Raw genomic sequence first — 17,037 nt, 5'->3', positions numbered from 1 at the left:
GTTTTTTGTTTATATATACCAATCCTTGAATGCTTACTAACATGAATATATCATAACGGGGGTTTAAACGTGGAAAAAGAACAAATCATATTAGATGTAAAAGATAAACCAACTCCATTGACATGGTTAGCCCTAAGCTTCCAGCATTTATTTGCGATGTTTGGTGCGACAATTTTAGTTCCGTTCCTTGTTGGGCTTGACCCGGCAGTAGCGTTAATCTCAAGTGGTTTAGGAACATTTGCATTTTTGCTTATTACAAAATTCCAGGTACCAGCATACCTCGGTTCATCATTCGCATTCATAACACCGATCATTGTTGCGAAGGCTTCTGCAGGAATGGGAGCAGCAATGGTAGGAAGTTTTATAGCAGGTATTGTATATGGGATTGTTGCTTTAATTATTAAAGGAACAGGTCATAAATGGATTATGAAAATCTTACCACCAGTTGTTGTTGGACCAGTCATTATTGTCATCGGATTAGGATTGGCAAGTACAGCTGTAGACATGGCAACATTAAATGGTGAAGAATATAGCCTACAGTATTTTTCAGTAGCAATCGTTACGTTACTTATTACGATCATAAGCACAATCTTTTTAAAAGGTTTTTTCAATCTAATCCCAGTATTAATCGGGATTGCTGGTGGTTACTTATATTCACTAGCAATTGGTATCATTGATTTTTCAAAAGTTATTGCTGCAGATTGGTTCCAAGCACCAAATTTTATCATTCCATTTGTAGATTATACTCCAGCACTTTCGCTAGAAATTATTTTATTGATGGTGCCAGTAGTTGTCGTTACAATCTCAGAACACATCGGACACCAATTAGTCTTAGGGAAAGTAGTGGGCAGAAATTATATAGAAAAACCAGGACTGCATCGTTCAATTTTAGGTGATGGTGTTGCAACAATGCTCGCGGCAGTAATAGGCGGTCCACCAAATACAACATACGGAGAAAATATTGGTGTACTTGCAATTACTAGAGTATATAGTGTGTTTGTCATCGCTGGTGCAGCGGTTTTTGCGATTGTTTTTGGATTCATCGGTAAAATATCAGCTTTTATAAGTACAATTCCTACACCAGTTATGGGGGGTGTATCGATTCTGCTTTTCGGAATTATCGCATCTTCAGGACTCCGAATGATGATTGATAATCAGATTAACTTAGGTAATAACCGTAACCTTATCATTTCATCTGTCATTTTAGTAATCGGAATTGGCGGTGCAACACTTAAATATGGTAGCTTCGATTTACATGGAATGGCATTAGCAGCTATTATTGGAATCATCTTAAATTTAGTCCTGCCAAGTGAAGATAAAGATTCAATAAATAATAAAACAGCATAAATTTGCTTAAATCTTTTAATAGAAGTCCAGAGAGGCTTTGAAGGGTGTAAGGCAAAGATAGGGTATTCCTATACCTAATTTTGCGCTACCTTTATACACCCTGATCATGTTTCAGGGTGTTTTTTAGAAGAAAATTAAAGGAGTGGTTTTGGTATGTCAAGTTTACTTACAATGAATCAGCTTACAAATGAAGAAATCTTCATGATACTTGAAGATGCTGAGCAGTATAGATTAGGTAAAGGGTGGAAACCATCAAATATGTTGTTTGTCTCAAATCTATTTTTTGAGCCAAGTACAAGAACGAGATTCAGCTTTGAAGTTGCAGAGAAAAAATTAGGCCTTGAAGTTTTAAATTTTTCTTCGGAACATTCAAGTGTTCAAAAAGGTGAAACGTTATACGACACAATCAAAACATTAGAGTCTATTGGAGCACATGCAGTTGTAATCAGACATCAAAATGATCACTTTTTTGAGGATTTGATTGGTAAAGTTTCAATTCCAATTATCAATGCTGGTGATGGTTGTGGACATCATCCAACACAATCACTTTTAGATTTACTTACAATAAAACAAGAATTTGGCGGCTTTAAAGACTTAACGGTTTCCATACATGGTGACATTCGTCATAGCCGTGTTGCACGTTCAAATGCTGAAGTTCTGATAAGATTAGGAGCAAACGTTTTATTCTCCGGCCCTTCAGAGTGGCATGATCCGTTAAACATTCATGGTAAATATGTTGATGTAGATGAAGCGATAGAAAAGTCAGATGTTGTAATGCTTCTTCGCATCCAGCATGAAAGACATGATCAAAAAACAAGTGTTGAAAACTACTTAGCCCAATACGGATTAACTAAAGAACGTGAAAAACAAATGAAAAATCATGCAATCATTATGCATCCTGCACCAGTAAATCGTGGTGTTGAAATAGAAAGTGACTTAATTGAATGTGGTCGCTCAAGGATTTTTAAACAAATGGAAAATGGTGTTTTCGCAAGAATGGCAGTATTAAAACGAGCTTTTCAACAAAGTAAGCAAAAACAGGAGGTAATCAAACATGTTATTTGTTCTTAAAAACGGATTTATTTTAGATGAGCTTGGTGAGTTGAAAAAGGCTGATGTAAAGGTTGAAAATGGAAAGATTACTGAAATTGGTGAAGATCTTACTATCGATGGATTTGAAGTAATCTCAGTTGATGGGCAACTTGTTTCAACAGGTTTTATTGATTTACATGTTCATTTAAGAGAACCAGGCGGCGAGCATAAAGAAACAATTGCTACGGGAACACAAAGTGCGGCGAAGGGTGGCTTTACAACAATTGCTCCAATGCCTAATACACGTCCTGTTCCAGATACGAAAGAGCAAATGGAATGGCTGCAAAATCGCATTAAAGAAACAGCTATTGTAAAAGTATTACCATATGCTTCCATCACAAATGAGCAATTAGGTGAAGAATTAACAAATTTCTCTGCCTTAAAAGAAGCAGGTGCATTTGCTTTCACAGATGATGGGGTCGGCGTGCAATCTGCAGGAATGATGCTCGAGGCGATGAAACAAGCAGCATCGATTGGAGCAACAATTGTCGCGCATTGTGAAGAAAATACATTAATTAACCAAGGTTCTGTTCATGAAGGTGAATTTTCGAAAAAACACGGTATTAATGGGATTCCATCTGTTTGTGAGTCTGTTCATATTGCAAGAGATATTCTTCTTGCTGAAGCTGCAGGCTGTCATTACCATGTATGTCATATTAGTACGAAAGAATCTGTACGTGTAGTACGTGACGCCAAACGGGCTGGAATTCATGTAACAGCAGAGGTTTCTCCACACCATCTATTATTGTGTGAAGATGATATTCCTGGTCTTGATACAAACTATAAAATGAATCCTCCTTTAAGAGGGAAAGCAGATCAGAAAGCATTAATCGAAGGCTTGCTCGATGGAACAATTGATTTCATTGCAACTGACCATGCTCCACATACCGAAGAGGAAAAAGAAAAAGGTATGCAGCAAGCACCATTTGGAATTGTTGGCTTAGAAACAGCATTTCCTTTACTCTATACAAATTTAGTACAAACGAAAATATTATCTTTAAAACAACTTGTAGACTTCTTAACGATTAAACCAGTAACTGCTTTCGGATTAGCTGGTGGAAAATTACAAGTTGGTGAAACTGCAGACCTCACTGTTGTTGATTTAGAAACTGAAGAAAAAATTGATCCTAAAAACTTTTTATCAAAAGGGAAAAACACACCGTTTACAGACTGGTCATGCAAAGGCTGGCCTACACTTACAATTGTTGATGGAAACATCGTTTGGGAAAAAGGAGGCATCACAGTATGAAGAAACAATTAATTTTAGAAGATGGTACAGTATTTTTAGGTGAAGGTTTTGGAAGTGATAGTGAAAATATAGGTGAGGTCGTTTTCAATACAGGAATGACAGGTTACCAAGAAATTCTTTCTGATCCATCATACTGTGGTCAAATTGTAACATTAACATATCCTCTCATCGGGAATTACGGAATTAATCGGGATGATTTTGAAACAATAACACCTTATATTTACGGTTTTGTCGTAAAAGAGTTTTGTGATTTCCCATCTAATTGGAGAAGTGAATTTTCGATCGATGAATATTTCAAAATGAAAAACATTCCTGGAATTTCTGGGATTGACACTCGGAAACTTACAAGAATTATCAGAATGCATGGTACATTGAAAGGTGCTATTTGTTCGGCAGATGCAAATCCAGAGGAAGTAATCAAAAAACTAAAAGGAACTGAATTGCCAATTAATCAAGTAGACACCGTTTCAACTAAGACAGCTTATCCTAGCCCTGGTCGAGGACCAAGAGTAGTATTAGTTGATTATGGAATGAAACATGGAATTTTAAGAGAATTAAATCAACGCGGATGTGACATTGTTGTTGTTCCACATTCTGCTACAGCTGAGGAAGTTTTGCAATTAAAACCAGATGGAATCATGCTCTCGAATGGACCAGGAGATCCAAAAGATGTTTCTAATGCGATTGAAATGATTAAAGGTGTTTTAGGGAAGGTTCCTTTATTTGGAATTTGTTTGGGTCATCAATTATTTGCTCTAGCATGTGGTGCCGATACAGAAAAAATGAAATTTGGTCATCGCGGTTCAAACCATCCTGTAAAAGAACTTAAATCAGGTAGGGTTGATATAACAGCACAAAATCATGGTTATACAGTAAATGAAGATTCAATTAAAAATACAGAGTTAGAAGTAACACATATTGCATTGAATGATGGAACAGTGGAAGGATTAAGACATAAACAATTTCCTGCATTTACAGTCCAATATCACCCAGAAGCCTCACCAGGACCAGAGGATGCGAATGGATTATTTGATCAATTTTTAAACTTGATTGAAGTTAATAAGAAAGAAGGGGTTCTATAATGCCAAAACGTACAGACATAAACAAAATTCTTGTTATCGGATCAGGTCCGATTGTAATTGGTCAAGCAGCAGAATTTGACTATGCAGGAACACAAGCATGTATCGCACTTAAAGAAGAAGGCTATGAAGTCGTTCTTGTAAACTCAAATCCAGCAACAATTATGACTGATACAGAAATTGCTGACAAAGTTTACATTGAACCCCTTACATTAGAGTTTTTAAGTAATATTATCCGAAAAGAACGCCCAGATGCCCTTGTTCCAACACTTGGTGGGCAAACTGGACTTAACTTAGCAGTAGAGCTTGCTGAATCAGGAGTTTTAGATGAATGTGGTGTTGAAATCCTTGGTACAAAGCTTTCTGCAATCAAGCAAGCAGAGGATCGCGATCTATTTAGAACTCTTATGAATGAATTAAATGAACCAGTGCCTGAAAGTGAAATTATTCACAACTTAGAAGAAGCGTATGCTTTTGTTAAACAAATTGGTTACCCAGTTATAGTTAGACCAGCATACACATTAGGTGGAACTGGCGGGGGTATTTGTGAGAATGAAGAAGAATTAATTGAAATCGTAACAAGCGGCTTGAAAAACAGCCCAGTAACACAATGTCTACTAGAAAAAAGCATTGCAGGGTATAAAGAAATTGAATATGAAGTAATGCGTGATTCAAACGATCATGCCATTGTTGTATGTAATATGGAAAATTTTGATCCAGTTGGTGTTCATACAGGTGATTCGATTGTTTTTGCACCAAGTCAAACATTAAGTGATCGTGAATACCAAATGCTACGGAATGTATCATTAAAAATTATTCGGGCTTTGAAAATTGAAGGTGGCTGTAATGTACAGTTAGCTCTTGACCCTGATAGCTTCCAATATTACATCATCGAGGTAAATCCTCGTGTAAGCCGTTCTTCAGCACTTGCATCAAAGGCAACTGGTTATCCAATAGCAAAACTTGCTGCAAAAATTGCAGTTGGGTTAACTTTGGATGAAATGGAAAACCCTGTAACAGGGAAAACTTATGCATGTTTTGAGCCAGCCCTTGATTACATCGTTTCAAAAATCCCGCGTTGGCCATTTGATAAGTTCGAGTCAGCAAACCGTCATTTAGGAACACAAATGAAGGCAACTGGAGAGGTTATGGCGATTGGCCGTACGCTTGAAGAATCATTGCTAAAAGCGGTTCGTTCATTAGAGGCTGACGTTGATTACTTACGTCTAAATGACTCAAACGAAATCACTGATGAAAGAATTGAAAAACGAATTCGTAAAGCAGGGGATGAGCGATTATACTATATTGCTGAAGCATTTAGACGAGGAGTATCAAAAGAAACGATTCATGAGTGGAGCAAAATTGATTTGTTCTTCCTAATGAAAATTGAAAAAATTGTTTCTTTTGAAAAGAAAATTCAAGAAAATCCTTATGAACTTACTACTTTACAGAAAGCAAAAGAAATGGGCTTTTCTGACAGTGAAATAGCAAATCTTTGGAATACAAATGAGCGTGAAGTATACGATCTTCGTAAGCAAGCAAATATTATTCCAGTATATAAAATGGTTGATACTTGTGCAGCTGAATTCGAATCAGCTACTCCATATTTCTATGGAACATTCGAAGATGAAAATGAATCAATTGTTACTGATCGAGAAAGTGTTGTCGTATTAGGATCAGGTCCTATCCGAATTGGTCAAGGTGTTGAGTTTGATTATGCAACAGTTCACTCAGTATGGGCAATTAAAGAAGCAGGCTATGAAGCAATTATCGTAAATAACAATCCTGAAACAGTGTCAACAGATTTCAGTATTTCAGATAAGCTTTATTTTGAGCCGTTAACGATTGAAGATGTCATGCATATCATTGATTTAGAAAAGCCAAAAGGCGTAGTTGTTCAATTCGGAGGGCAAACAGCGATAAATCTTGCAAGTGAACTTGAAGCAAGAGGAGTAAAAATTCTTGGTACATCACTTGAAGACTTAGATCGCGCAGAAAATCGAGATAAATTTGAACAAACTCTTGAAATGTTAGAAATTCCACAACCACTAGGTAAAACAGCAACTTCTGTTGAGCAAGCTGTCAAGATTGCAGGCAAAATAGGTTATCCAGTACTTGTTCGTCCTTCTTATGTTTTAGGTGGAAGAGCGATGGAGATTGTGTATCAAGAAACAGAATTACTCCACTATATGGAAAATGCGGTTAAAATAAATCCTCAACATCCTGTATTAATAGATAAGTACTTAACAGGAAAAGAAATAGAGGTTGACGCAATCTCAGATGGAAAGACAGTTCTTATCCCTGGAATAATGGAACATATCGAGCGAGCAGGAGTTCACTCTGGTGATTCGATTGCAGTTTATCCGCCACAATCTTTATCAGAAGATATTAAAAATAAAATTGTTGATTATACAATTAAATTAGCTAGAGGATTAAATATTGTTGGCCTTTTAAATATCCAGTTTGTTCTTTCAAAAGGTGAGGTTTACGTCCTTGAAGTAAATCCACGTTCGAGCCGAACAGTACCATTTTTAAGTAAAATTACTGGTATTCCAATGGCTAACTTAGCTACAAAGGTTATTCTTGGTGTTAAACTCGCTGATCTAGGATATGAAACAGGCCTTTACTCTGAAAAAGAAGGAGTTTTTGTAAAAGCACCTGTATTCTCTTTTGCAAAACTTCGTAATGTTGATATCACGTTAGGACCGGAAATGAAATCAACTGGAGAAGTAATGGGGAAAGATATTACTTTAGAAAAAGCTCTTTATAAAGCACTTGTTGCATCAGGCATTCAAATTAAAAATCATGGATCAGTTTTGCTTACTGTAGCTGACAAGGATAAAGAAGAAGGTCTTGAAATTGCAAAAAGATTCCATCATATTGGATATCAAATTCTTGCAACAAGTGGAACAGCTGAGTATTTAAAATCTTTTAATATTCCTGCAAAAGTTGTTAATAAAATTAATGTAGAAGGACCAAACTTACTAGATGTCATTCGCAAAGGTGAGGCACAGTTTGTAATTAACACTTTAACAAAAGGAAAACAACCAGCAAGAGACGGTTTTAAAATTCGCCGCGAATCAGTTGAAAACGGAATTCCATGTTTAACATCACTTGATACAGCTGTTGCGATCTTACGTGTTCTTGAATCAATGACTTTCTCAACGGATACAATGCCAAAGATAAACAAACAGCTTGAGGTGAGCTTAACGTGATAAAAAAAGAGCAAATGGTCGTGACGAAACATGAACAAATAGCCGATCATATTTTTCAATTAACACTTCAAGGTGAACTTGTTTCAGAGATGAGAAATCCGGGTCAATTTGTCCATCTTAAAGTCTCAGATGGATCTACCCCACTTCTTAGAAGACCGATTAGTATTTCTGAAATTAATAGTAAGAAACAACAATTCACAATGATTTATCGAGCAGAAGGAGCTGGAACACAGCTCCTTTCTAAAAAGAAAGTCGATGAGGTAGTAGATGTTTTAGGACCGTTAGGAAATGGATTTCCAATGGATGGTATCATAGAAGGACAAACCGCATTATTAGTAGGTGGCGGTATTGGAGTTCCACCATTACTTGAATTATCGACGAGATTAGTTTCAAAGGGAGTTAAGGTTCACCACGTCTTGGGCTTTCAATCACAAAAAGCCGTATTTCTTGAAAGTGAATTTATAGCTCTAGGAAATACAATTATTGCAACTGATGACGGCTCTTATGGATATAAGGGATTTGTTACAGATGCGATAAAAGACAATGGACTTGAGTTTGATACGATGTTTACATGTGGTCCAACACCGATGTTAAGAGCACTTGAAAAGCTTTATGGACATAAACCATTATTTTTATCACTTGAAGAAAGAATGGGATGTGGCATTGGTGCTTGTTTTGCATGTGTATGTCATACAGGAAATGATCCAACTGGGACAAGCTATAAAAAAGTATGTAGTGATGGACCTGTGTTTAAGGCCGGAGAGGTGGTTATCTAATGATGTTAGACGTCAATTTACCAGGATTATCACTTAAAAACCCAATCATGCCAGCATCCGGTTGTTTTGGTTTTGGAAGAGAGTATAGCAATCTTTATGATTTAAGTCAGCTTGGTTCAATTATGATAAAAGCGAGTACGCAAGAACCGCGTTTTGGAAATCCTACACCGCGTGTAGCAGAAACAGATGCTGGAATGCTTAACGCAATTGGACTGCAAAATCCAGGCGTTGAAAAGGTAGTTTCAGAAGAGCTTGTCTGGCTTGAGCAATTTGATTTACCAATTATAGCAAATGTTGCAGGGTCTCAAGTTGAAGATTATGTGTATGTTGCGGAAAAAATCAGTCAATCAAAAAATGTGCATGCACTTGAATTAAATATTTCCTGCCCAAATGTAAAAACAGGCGGAATTGCCTTTGGTACAATACCTGATGTCGCTGCCGGTTTAACAAAAGCTGTGAAAGAAGTTTCAGATGTTCCTGTATATGTAAAGCTTTCTCCAAATGTAGCGAATATCGTTGATATGGCAAAGGCAATTGAAAATGCAGGAGCAGATGGCTTAACAATGATCAATACTTTAATCGGGATGAGAATCGATCTAAAAACTGGCAAACCTGTTATAGCGAATAAAACGGGTGGCTTGTCAGGTCCAGCGATTAAGCCAGTAGCAATTCGAATGGTATATGAAGTAAGTCAGGCTGTTAATATCCCAATCATTGGGATGGGCGGTGTTCAAACAGTAGATGATGTAATTGAGTTTTTATATGCTGGAGCAAGTGCAGTAGCAGTAGGTACAGCCAATTTTGTTAACCCTTTTGTCTGTCCAGAAATCATTGATCAACTACCAGAAAAATTAAAAGAACTTGGTTATGAGCATGTTACGGAGTGTGTTGGAAGGAGCTGGAAGGCATGATGGAAAGACCTCTTATAGTTGCGCTTGATTTTAAGGATCGTAAGGAAGTTGATGCTTTCTTAAATCATTTTAAAGATGAAAAGCTTTTTGTAAAAGTAGGGATGGAGCTTTTCTATCAAGAGGGTCCTAGCATTATTTCACATATTAAGCAGCATGGTCATGATATTTTTCTAGATTTAAAGCTACACGACATCCCAAACACGGTAAAACAAGCGATGCGTGGCTTAGCCAAACTAGAGGTTGATCTTGTAAATGTTCATGCTGCAGGCGGTAAAAAAATGATGGAAGCGGCAATTGAAGGGTTAGTTGCTGGGACACCTGCTGGAAAAAATAGACCGGCTTGTATTGCTGTAACACAATTAACAAGCACGTCACAACAAATGGTACAAGATGAACTATTAATTAATAAAGAAATCAATCATATTGTGCTTCATTATGCAAAAATGGCACATGAAAGCGGCTTAGATGGTGTTGTTTGCTCGACACATGAGGTGGAAGCATTACAAGAACATCTTGGCTCTACATTCATTAAGGTAACTCCTGGAATTCGGATGAAGAATGATTCTGCAGATGATCAAACACGAATTGCCACTCCGGAATTAGCTCGTCGACTAGGCTCTACAGCAATAGTAGTCGGACGTAGCATTACTAAACAAAAAAATCCATATGAAGCATACTTACATGTAAAAAAAGCTTGGGAGGAAATAGTGGAATGAAACAAGATATTGCAAAACACCTATTAGAAATCAAAGCAGTCTATCTCCAACCAAATGAACCGTTCACATGGTCAAGCGGTATGAAATCGCCGATTTATTGTGATAATCGTTTAACACTATCATTTCCTGAGATTCGTAAGCAAATAGCAGAGGGTCTTTCTGAATTAATAAGAAATCACTTTCCAGAAGTCGAGGTTGTTGCAGGTACAGCAACAGCTGGTATTCCGCATGCTGCTTGGGTAAGTGATCAATTAAATTTACCTATGTGCTATGTTCGAAGCAAGGCTAAAGGACACGGAAAAGGAAATCAGATTGAAGGTCAAGTGCTGGAAAATCAAAAGGTTGTAGTAATTGAAGATTTAATTTCAACTGGCGGTAGTGCAATTACTGCTGTTGAAGCACTACGTGAAGCGGGCTGTGAAGTGTTAGGTATCGTTTCAATCTTCACGTATGGCTTATCTGCCGGTGAGGAAAAATTAGCCAAGGCTAATGTGGAAGCAAAATCATTATGTGATTATAATACTCTTCTTGATGTAGCTGTACAAGAAGGCTATGTAAATGAACAAGATCTTACCAAACTAAAAATGTGGAGAGAAAATCCTGCATCAGAGGGTTGGTTAGAAAATTAAGTAAGGCTTTGGATACCTTGGACTGCCTCTGGTAATTAAAACACTTGAATAAAAGGTTTTTTGTTTTGGATTCATGAATTTCAAAACACCATGCAGAACAAGGTGCCTTGAGCTAAATAAAGTAGATACAAACTATACATAGGTATATTGAAATCAAAAGCTGTATTCTAGCAAGTAAATAGGATATGGCTTTTCTGTTTTTTCTGCCATAAAACCCTTTTTATTAGGAAATTAGGAATCATAAACTACACGATAGTTGACGAAAGTATCAAAACTGTTCCCGTAGGAGCCGAGCCATCCTCCATCATATAAAGGGCCGGTTTAACCCTATAGCCATGTCCAAGGAAGAAGTAAACAAATGTATTGAAAATATCGAAACAGATCTCCTTAACATGCTGTGTGACTTTGATGGTATCTTTTTAAGGGTTTTTAAGACTTCGGAATAGAAGCTACATAATAACTTATATTATGAGTGTGAAATTTATAAAATGAAGAATAGAAAGAATAGGATAGCGAATTACACATAGAATTGCTGTTTTGATGAAAAATATTTTAACGGAACTATTATTTATGTACATTTGAATGGGTTGATGTATATATATATAAGAAAAATACCTAATAAGTATAAGTGTATTTTAAAAAATAATCTAAATGTGAAAAATATATAAAATAAATGAAAAAAATATTAATCCGATAAGTAAAGTCGGGTTGACTTTTGAGGGAATTGTGTTAAAATTTTGAATCAACAGCATATTTCTTATCAAGAGTGGTGAAGGGAACTGGCCCATTGAAGCCCAGCAACCTGCTATTTAGCAAGGTGCTAATTCCAGCCAAAGCAATTCCAATTTGGAAGATAAGGGTAGATCGTCCCTAATAGTCTTCAAGTTGAAGGCTTTTTATCGATTAATAATATAATCAATCGTTAGTTTGTTTGAGGAAAAACTTGGATCGAAACATTTGGCATATAACTCCATTTGTTAACAAGAAAATACAGTATATCATTCATGATTGGTAGGTTAACATTATAAATCCGACTATTAACGTATGAATAACTGGTTTTTAAAAATAAGTAATAAAAAGAAGAGGTGAATATTTTGCTAACTTATGAGAGTTGGACAGAACCGAGTGAAGATTTTATAGTAGATGATAAGTATAAGGGTGCCCTAAATGTATTGAATTGGGCATATGATCACTACGGTGAAGATGTTGTTTATGCTTGTAGCTTTGGAATTGAAGGAATTGTATTAATCGATTTAATTTCAAAAGTAAAACCTGATGCGAAAATTGTGTTTTTAGATACTGATGTTCACTTTAAGGAAACATATGAATTAATCGATAAAGTGAAAGAAAAATACCCGTCATTAAATATTGAATTAAAAAAACCAAAACTTACATTAGAAGAACAAGCTGAAAGCTATGGTGATAAGCTTTGGGAAACCGATCCAAATAAATGCTGTAATATAAGAAAAATTATTCCTTTAAACGAAACATTGCAAGGTGCTACGGCATGGATTTCCGGTCTTAGACGGGAACAATCAGAAACAAGAAAACATGTAAACTATATCAACAAGGATGAACGCTTTCATTCAGTAAAGGTTTGCCCGTTAATTCATTGGACGTGGAAAGATGTATGGAGATATGTTCATAAAAATGACTTAATCTACAATCCTTTACATGATAGAGGATATCCTAGCATTGGTTGCTTTCATTGTACAAAACCAATATTTAATGAAAATGATTTAAGATCTGGCAGATGGTCGGGGCAAATGAAAACAGAATGCGGCCTCCATCAATAGGAGGAAATAAATGATGTTAGAGATAATTGCAATCATCATCAGCTTTTTTTTCGCGATGAATATTGGTGCAAGTGGTGCAGCTGCTTCGATGGGAGTAGCATACGGATCAGGGGCGATTTTACGCCCTAGAAATGCTCTTATCTTATGTGCAATTTTCGTTTTTTTAGGAGCCGTAATTGGTGGGGGGGAAGTTGTCAAAACGATAAGTTCTGGAATCATCCCATCATCATTTATTACAATCAAAATTGTTGTTATTATACTTTTTTCAGCAACGATTTCACTTTTTTTAGCTAATTTATTAGGTATTCCTCTTTCTACAAGTGAAGTAACTGTTGGATCTGTAGTTGGAGTTGGTATTGCTTATAAAGCATTATACATCGATAGTTTATTATGGATTGTCATGTTTTGGATCATCGTACCAATCGTTGCATTTGTGATTGCAATTATTTTTATAAAATTGTTTCATGCCTTTAAATTAGCAGAAAAATATTCTTTAGAAGGGAAGATCGTTACTTATCTTCTAGTGTTTGCTGGTTGCTTTGAAGCATTTTCCGCAGGAATGAACAATGTTGCAAATTCCGTTGGACCATTAGTAAGTGCTGGACTGCTATCGGTAACGAAAGGAACGATTATTGGCGGTATCTTTGTTGCAATTGGTGCACTTTTCTTAGGTCGTCGAGTACTTGAAACAAATGGTAAGAAGATCACCAACTTTTCAAAAATTGAGGGGATACTAATTTCAGGTACTGGAGCAACTCTTGTTACGATTGCATCAATTTTTGGAATTCCAGTACCACTTACTCAAATCACAACATCTTCTATACTAGGGATAGGAATCGCGAAATCTGGTGCAAATGTATTTCAACAAAAGATCGTCAAAAATATGTTAATGGTTTGGTTGATTTCTCCACTTATATCGTTAACCATGTCTTATTTCTTAGTTAAGTTATTTATTACAAGTGATTTATATACGATCTTTGTATTAGGAAGCCTGTTGATTGCAACACTTGGTACAATAAGTTTAATGAAGGCTAGTAGACAAGAAAGACGTACTGTTCACGAAGAGGGTGGGGGAATTTAAATATAATTCCTATTAAATATCGTTTTTATCAGAATTGGAGGCTATTAAAAATGAGTTTACTTCCACACGGAGGAAAATTAATTCAAAAATTATTTTTAGGTGCAAATGTTTCACACGTTGAAAAAGAAATTGAGCTAGATGCAATTGCTCTTAGTGACTTAGAACTAATCGCAATTGGTGCTTATAGTCCAATTAAAGGTTTTTTATCACAAAAAGATTATGATTCTGTTGTTGAAACGATGAAATTATCAAATGGCTCTGTTTGGAGTATCCCGATAACTTTACCTGTTTCAGAAGAAAAAGCTGCATCTTTAACAATTGGTGAAGAGGTCCGTCTTGTAGCTGAGAATGTTACATACGGTACAATCACAATTTCAGATATTTTTACACCTGATAAACAAAAAGAAGCAATCAACGTATTCCGTACGGATGATCTTGCTCATCCAGGTGTGAAAAAAATGTTTGAACGTGGAAATGTGTATGTTGGTGGTGAAATTTCACTTGTAAAACGTCCTGAAAAGAAATTTGCAAATTATTATTTAGACCCAAGTGAAACTAGAAAAAAATTCGCTGACTTAAACTGGAAAACAATTGTAGGATTCCAAACAAGAAACCCAGTTCATCGCGCACACGAATATATCCAAAAAACAGCTTTAGAAACGGTTGATGGTCTATTCTTAAATCCATTAGTTGGTGAAACTAAGTCAGATGACATTCCGGCACATATTCGTATGGAAAGCTATGAAATATTATTAGAAAATTATTATCCAAAGGATCGCGTTCATTTAGGTGTTTTCCCAGCTGCAATGCGTTATGCTGGTCCACGTGAAGCCATTTTCCATGCAATGGTGCGTAAAAATTATGGATGTACACATTTTATTGTTGGAAGAGACCATGCAGGTGTGGGTGATTACTATGGAACTTATGATGCACAAAAAATATTCTCTAACTTTACAGCAGATGAATTAGGAATTACACCGTTATTTTTTGAGCATAGTTTTTATTGCACAAAATGTGAAGCAATGGCTTCTTCAAAAACTTGCCCACATGGTAAAGAAGATCATGTTATTTTATCAGGTACAAAGGTAAGAGCAATGCTACGAAATGGAGAAGTACCTCCAAGTACATTCAGCCGTAAAGAAGTTGTTGAAATCTTGATTAAAGGCATGGGAAAAACTGTAAACTCATAAGGGGGTCATTTACGTGGCTAAAAATATTGTTTGGCATGAAGCATCAGTTACAAAGGAAGAAAGACGAAAAAAAAATAACTATCAAAGTTATGTATTATGGTTTACAGGTCTTTCAGGATCAGGGAAATCAACTCTCGCAAACGCATTAGCGAGATATTTATTTGAAGCTAATATTCAAACATATGTCCTTGATGGGGATAACATAAGACACGGTTTAAATAAAGATTTAGGTTTTACTGATGAGGATCGTAAAGAAAACATTCGCCGAATCGGTGAAGTGTCAAAATTATTTGTTGATAGCGGTCAAATCGTGATAACAGCGTTTATTTCTCCATTTCGCGAAGATAGACAACAAGTGAAAGACATCCTTTCAGAGAATGAATTTTTTGAAGTGTATGTGAAATGTTCATTAGATGAATGTGAGGTTCGGGATCCAAAAGGATTGTATAAAAAAGCAAGAAATAATGAAATTAAACATTTTACAGGAATTGATTCACCTTATGAAGAGCCAGTAAATCCCGCAATTATCGTAAATACTGAGAAACAAACTGTTGAAGAATCAGTTAAACAAATTGTTGATTTCCTTGTAGCAAAGGAATTAATACAAGACAGCCATTCATAAGGGCATGGTATAATAGGGAAAAAGCACAAAAAGTGAGGCATTATCGTTATGAAACAAGCAGTATTGTATGTATGCCATGGTAGTCGTGTACCTAAGGCGCGTGAAGAAGCTCTTGAATTTATTCGTAATATAATGCCAGAGGTTCAGGCATCAATACAAGAAGTGTGCTTTTTGGAATTAGCAGAGCCCTCAATAGCTGATGGATTTACAACATGTGTGAATAAGGGTGCAACAAAGATAGCGGTAATCCCGTTGCTTCTTTTAACAGCTGCGCATGCTAAAATCGATATTCCAAATGAAATAGCACATATAAGCTCGAAATTTCCTAATGTAATGGTTACGTACGGCCGACCTATTGGTGTCGATAATAAGATTGCTGACATGTTAATTGATAAAATGATGGCTAAATCAGATGTCCATGATTCATCGATTGCGATACTAGTTGGACGTGGTAGTAGTGATCAAGATGCAGTACATGATTTGAATAAAATTGCTACGACACTGCAGAAACAATCAAACTTAAAAAGAGTCCATACTTGCTTCTTAACAGCCGCAAGGCCAAAATTTGATAAAATGATCGATGATGTGTATCATACCAAAGAGCAGTCGATTTTTGTTATTCCTTATTTAATATTTACGGGATTGTTAAAAAGAGAGATCGACCAAACAATTAACATGTATGATTGGGGAGAGCGAAATATTGAGGTATGCTCTTACCTAGGCCCACACCTAATATTACTTTCTTTGTTTTTGGACCGAGTGAATGAAGCCATTGATAATAAAGATGATGCCTATACTTTTGATAGGGGAAAAATATATGATTCCACTACTAATTGATGTTAAAAATAAGAATGTTCTTATTGTTGGTGGTGGAAAAATAGCGTTGAGACGACTTTTACTCTTTTTAGAGGAAGGAGCATTAGTAACAGTTGTTAGTCCTGTTGCTGTTCCTGAAATAATCGAATTATCGAATTTGAACCAAATTAATTGGTTAGAGAAAAAGGTAGACATAACTGATCTACAACATGCTTTTATTATTATTGCTGCAACGAATGATTCTAAAATAAATGAATGGATTGCTGAGAATGTTAGCGAAAATCAGCTTGTAAACGTCGTTAGTAGCGCTGAGAAAGGTAACGTAACTGTACCAAAATCAGTAAAAAAAGGCAGATTAACATTGGCTGTCTCTACAAATGGGGCAAGTCCAAGACTTGCCAGTCAAATTTGTAATCAGCTTTCAAACCAATTTGATGATCGATTTATTAAAGAGTTAGACCAACTTTATGAAAATCGAGTGATAAAAAAAAATAATATGTGATAAAAAGGATGTGCAT

General features: G+C 36.0%; 15 protein-coding genes and 1 riboswitch. All 15 genes read left to right on the top strand.

Annotation, left to right across the window (positions count from 1 at the left end; genetic code table 11):
* The first annotated feature begins 69 nt into the window (after nucleotides 1-69).
* The 15 genes from GMB29_RS17780 (at nucleotide 70) to GMB29_RS17710 (ending at nucleotide 17,021) form a co-directional block, all read left to right on the top strand.
* The gene (locus GMB29_RS17780; protein WP_211091245.1) at nucleotides 70-1,347 is read left to right on the top strand and encodes a solute carrier family 23 protein; all 1,278 of its coding nucleotides are present in this window, start codon (nucleotides 70-72) and stop codon (nucleotides 1,345-1,347) included.
* A 153-nt stretch (nucleotides 1,348-1,500) separates the two neighbouring features.
* A complete protein-coding gene (locus tag GMB29_RS17775) occupies nucleotides 1,501-2,418 on the top strand; it encodes an aspartate carbamoyltransferase catalytic subunit (RefSeq protein ID WP_136351306.1) in 918 nt (305 codons plus the stop codon).
* Nucleotides 2,402-3,688, top strand: a complete 1,287-nt coding sequence (locus tag GMB29_RS17770) for a dihydroorotase (protein ID WP_136351305.1) — start codon at nucleotides 2,402-2,404, stop codon at nucleotides 3,686-3,688. The genes GMB29_RS17775 and GMB29_RS17770 overlap by 17 nt, the downstream gene beginning before the upstream one ends.
* Nucleotides 3,685-4,770: a carbamoyl phosphate synthase small subunit gene (locus tag GMB29_RS17765; protein WP_136351304.1), complete on the top strand. Its 1,086-nt coding sequence runs from the start codon at nucleotides 3,685-3,687 to the stop codon at nucleotides 4,768-4,770. Before GMB29_RS17770 ends, GMB29_RS17765 begins: the two co-directional genes overlap by 4 nt.
* Entirely contained in the window at nucleotides 4,770-7,982 is a 3,213-nt protein-coding gene (carB, locus tag GMB29_RS17760) for a carbamoyl-phosphate synthase large subunit (RefSeq protein WP_136351303.1), read from the top strand. Before GMB29_RS17765 ends, carB begins: the two co-directional genes overlap by 1 nt.
* Nucleotides 7,982-8,758 (top strand): dihydroorotate dehydrogenase electron transfer subunit, encoded by a 777-nt coding sequence (locus GMB29_RS17755; protein ID WP_196305278.1) that lies wholly within the window; start codon nucleotides 7,982-7,984, stop codon nucleotides 8,756-8,758. The genes carB and GMB29_RS17755 overlap by 1 nt, the downstream gene beginning before the upstream one ends.
* A gap of 2 nt (nucleotides 8,759-8,760) precedes the next feature.
* A complete protein-coding gene (locus GMB29_RS17750) occupies nucleotides 8,761-9,669 on the top strand; it encodes a dihydroorotate dehydrogenase (RefSeq protein WP_136351475.1) in 909 nt (302 codons plus the stop codon).
* Entirely contained in the window at nucleotides 9,669-10,385 is a 717-nt protein-coding gene (gene pyrF, locus GMB29_RS17745) for an orotidine-5'-phosphate decarboxylase (RefSeq protein ID WP_136351477.1), read from the top strand. Before GMB29_RS17750 ends, pyrF begins: the two co-directional genes overlap by 1 nt.
* Nucleotides 10,382-11,014: an orotate phosphoribosyltransferase gene (gene pyrE / locus GMB29_RS17740; RefSeq protein WP_136351301.1), complete on the top strand. Its 633-nt coding sequence runs from the start codon at nucleotides 10,382-10,384 to the stop codon at nucleotides 11,012-11,014. The genes pyrF and pyrE overlap by 4 nt, the downstream gene beginning before the upstream one ends.
* 754 nt (nucleotides 11,015-11,768) lie before the next feature.
* A riboswitch (SAM riboswitch) is annotated at nucleotides 11,769-11,874 on the top strand.
* A 234-nt stretch (nucleotides 11,875-12,108) separates the two neighbouring features.
* Entirely contained in the window at nucleotides 12,109-12,810 is a 702-nt protein-coding gene (locus GMB29_RS17735; RefSeq protein ID WP_136351300.1) for a phosphoadenylyl-sulfate reductase, read from the top strand.
* 13 nt (nucleotides 12,811-12,823) lie between these two features.
* The gene (locus GMB29_RS17730; protein ID WP_136351299.1) at nucleotides 12,824-13,891 is read left to right on the top strand and encodes a sulfate permease; all 1,068 of its coding nucleotides are present in this window, start codon (nucleotides 12,824-12,826) and stop codon (nucleotides 13,889-13,891) included.
* Between the two features lie 50 nt (nucleotides 13,892-13,941).
* Complete coding sequence (sat, locus tag GMB29_RS17725) at nucleotides 13,942-15,081, top strand: sulfate adenylyltransferase (RefSeq protein WP_136351298.1); 1,140 nt, start codon at nucleotides 13,942-13,944, stop codon at nucleotides 15,079-15,081.
* Between the two features lie 13 nt (nucleotides 15,082-15,094).
* On the top strand, nucleotides 15,095-15,703 hold the full coding sequence (cysC, locus tag GMB29_RS17720; RefSeq protein ID WP_136351297.1) for an adenylyl-sulfate kinase: 609 nt from the start codon (nucleotides 15,095-15,097) through the stop codon (nucleotides 15,701-15,703).
* Nucleotides 15,704-15,751: 48 nt separating this feature from the next.
* Entirely contained in the window at nucleotides 15,752-16,540 is a 789-nt protein-coding gene (locus GMB29_RS17715) for a sirohydrochlorin chelatase (RefSeq protein ID WP_136351296.1), read from the top strand.
* Nucleotides 16,521-17,021: an NAD(P)-dependent oxidoreductase gene (locus GMB29_RS17710; RefSeq protein WP_136351295.1), complete on the top strand. Its 501-nt coding sequence runs from the start codon at nucleotides 16,521-16,523 to the stop codon at nucleotides 17,019-17,021. The genes GMB29_RS17715 and GMB29_RS17710 overlap by 20 nt, the downstream gene beginning before the upstream one ends.
* Nucleotides 17,022-17,037 lie beyond the last annotated feature (16 nt).

Source organism: Metabacillus sediminilitoris (assembly GCF_009720625.1).
GTDB classification, from domain to species: domain Bacteria; phylum Bacillota; class Bacilli; order Bacillales; family Bacillaceae; genus Metabacillus; species Metabacillus sediminilitoris.
This window is presented reverse-complemented; position numbering and strand designations above follow the sequence as displayed.

Bases quoted from the DNA above. Each gene is read 5' to 3' on its own strand.
- GMB29_RS17775 (WP_136351306.1), top strand. From the start codon at position 1,501: ATGTCAAGTTTACTTACAATGAATCAGCTTACAAATGAAGAAATCTTC.
- GMB29_RS17770 (WP_136351305.1), top strand. From the start codon at position 2,402: ATGTTATTTGTTCTTAAAAACGGATTTATTTTAGATGAGCTTGGTGAG.
- GMB29_RS17765 (WP_136351304.1), top strand. From the start codon at position 3,685: ATGAAGAAACAATTAATTTTAGAAGATGGTACAGTATTTTTAGGTGAA.
- carB (WP_136351303.1), top strand. From the start codon at position 4,770: ATGCCAAAACGTACAGACATAAACAAAATTCTTGTTATCGGATCAGGT.
- GMB29_RS17750 (WP_136351475.1), top strand. From the start codon at position 8,761: ATGTTAGACGTCAATTTACCAGGATTATCACTTAAAAACCCAATCATG.
- pyrF (WP_136351477.1), top strand. From the start codon at position 9,669: ATGGAAAGACCTCTTATAGTTGCGCTTGATTTTAAGGATCGTAAGGAA.
- pyrE (WP_136351301.1), top strand. From the start codon at position 10,382: ATGAAACAAGATATTGCAAAACACCTATTAGAAATCAAAGCAGTCTAT.
- GMB29_RS17730 (WP_136351299.1), top strand. From the start codon at position 12,824: ATGTTAGAGATAATTGCAATCATCATCAGCTTTTTTTTCGCGATGAAT.
- sat (WP_136351298.1), top strand. From the start codon at position 13,942: ATGAGTTTACTTCCACACGGAGGAAAATTAATTCAAAAATTATTTTTA.
- GMB29_RS17715 (WP_136351296.1), top strand. From the start codon at position 15,752: ATGAAACAAGCAGTATTGTATGTATGCCATGGTAGTCGTGTACCTAAG.
- GMB29_RS17710 (WP_136351295.1), top strand. From the start codon at position 16,521: ATGATTCCACTACTAATTGATGTTAAAAATAAGAATGTTCTTATTGTT.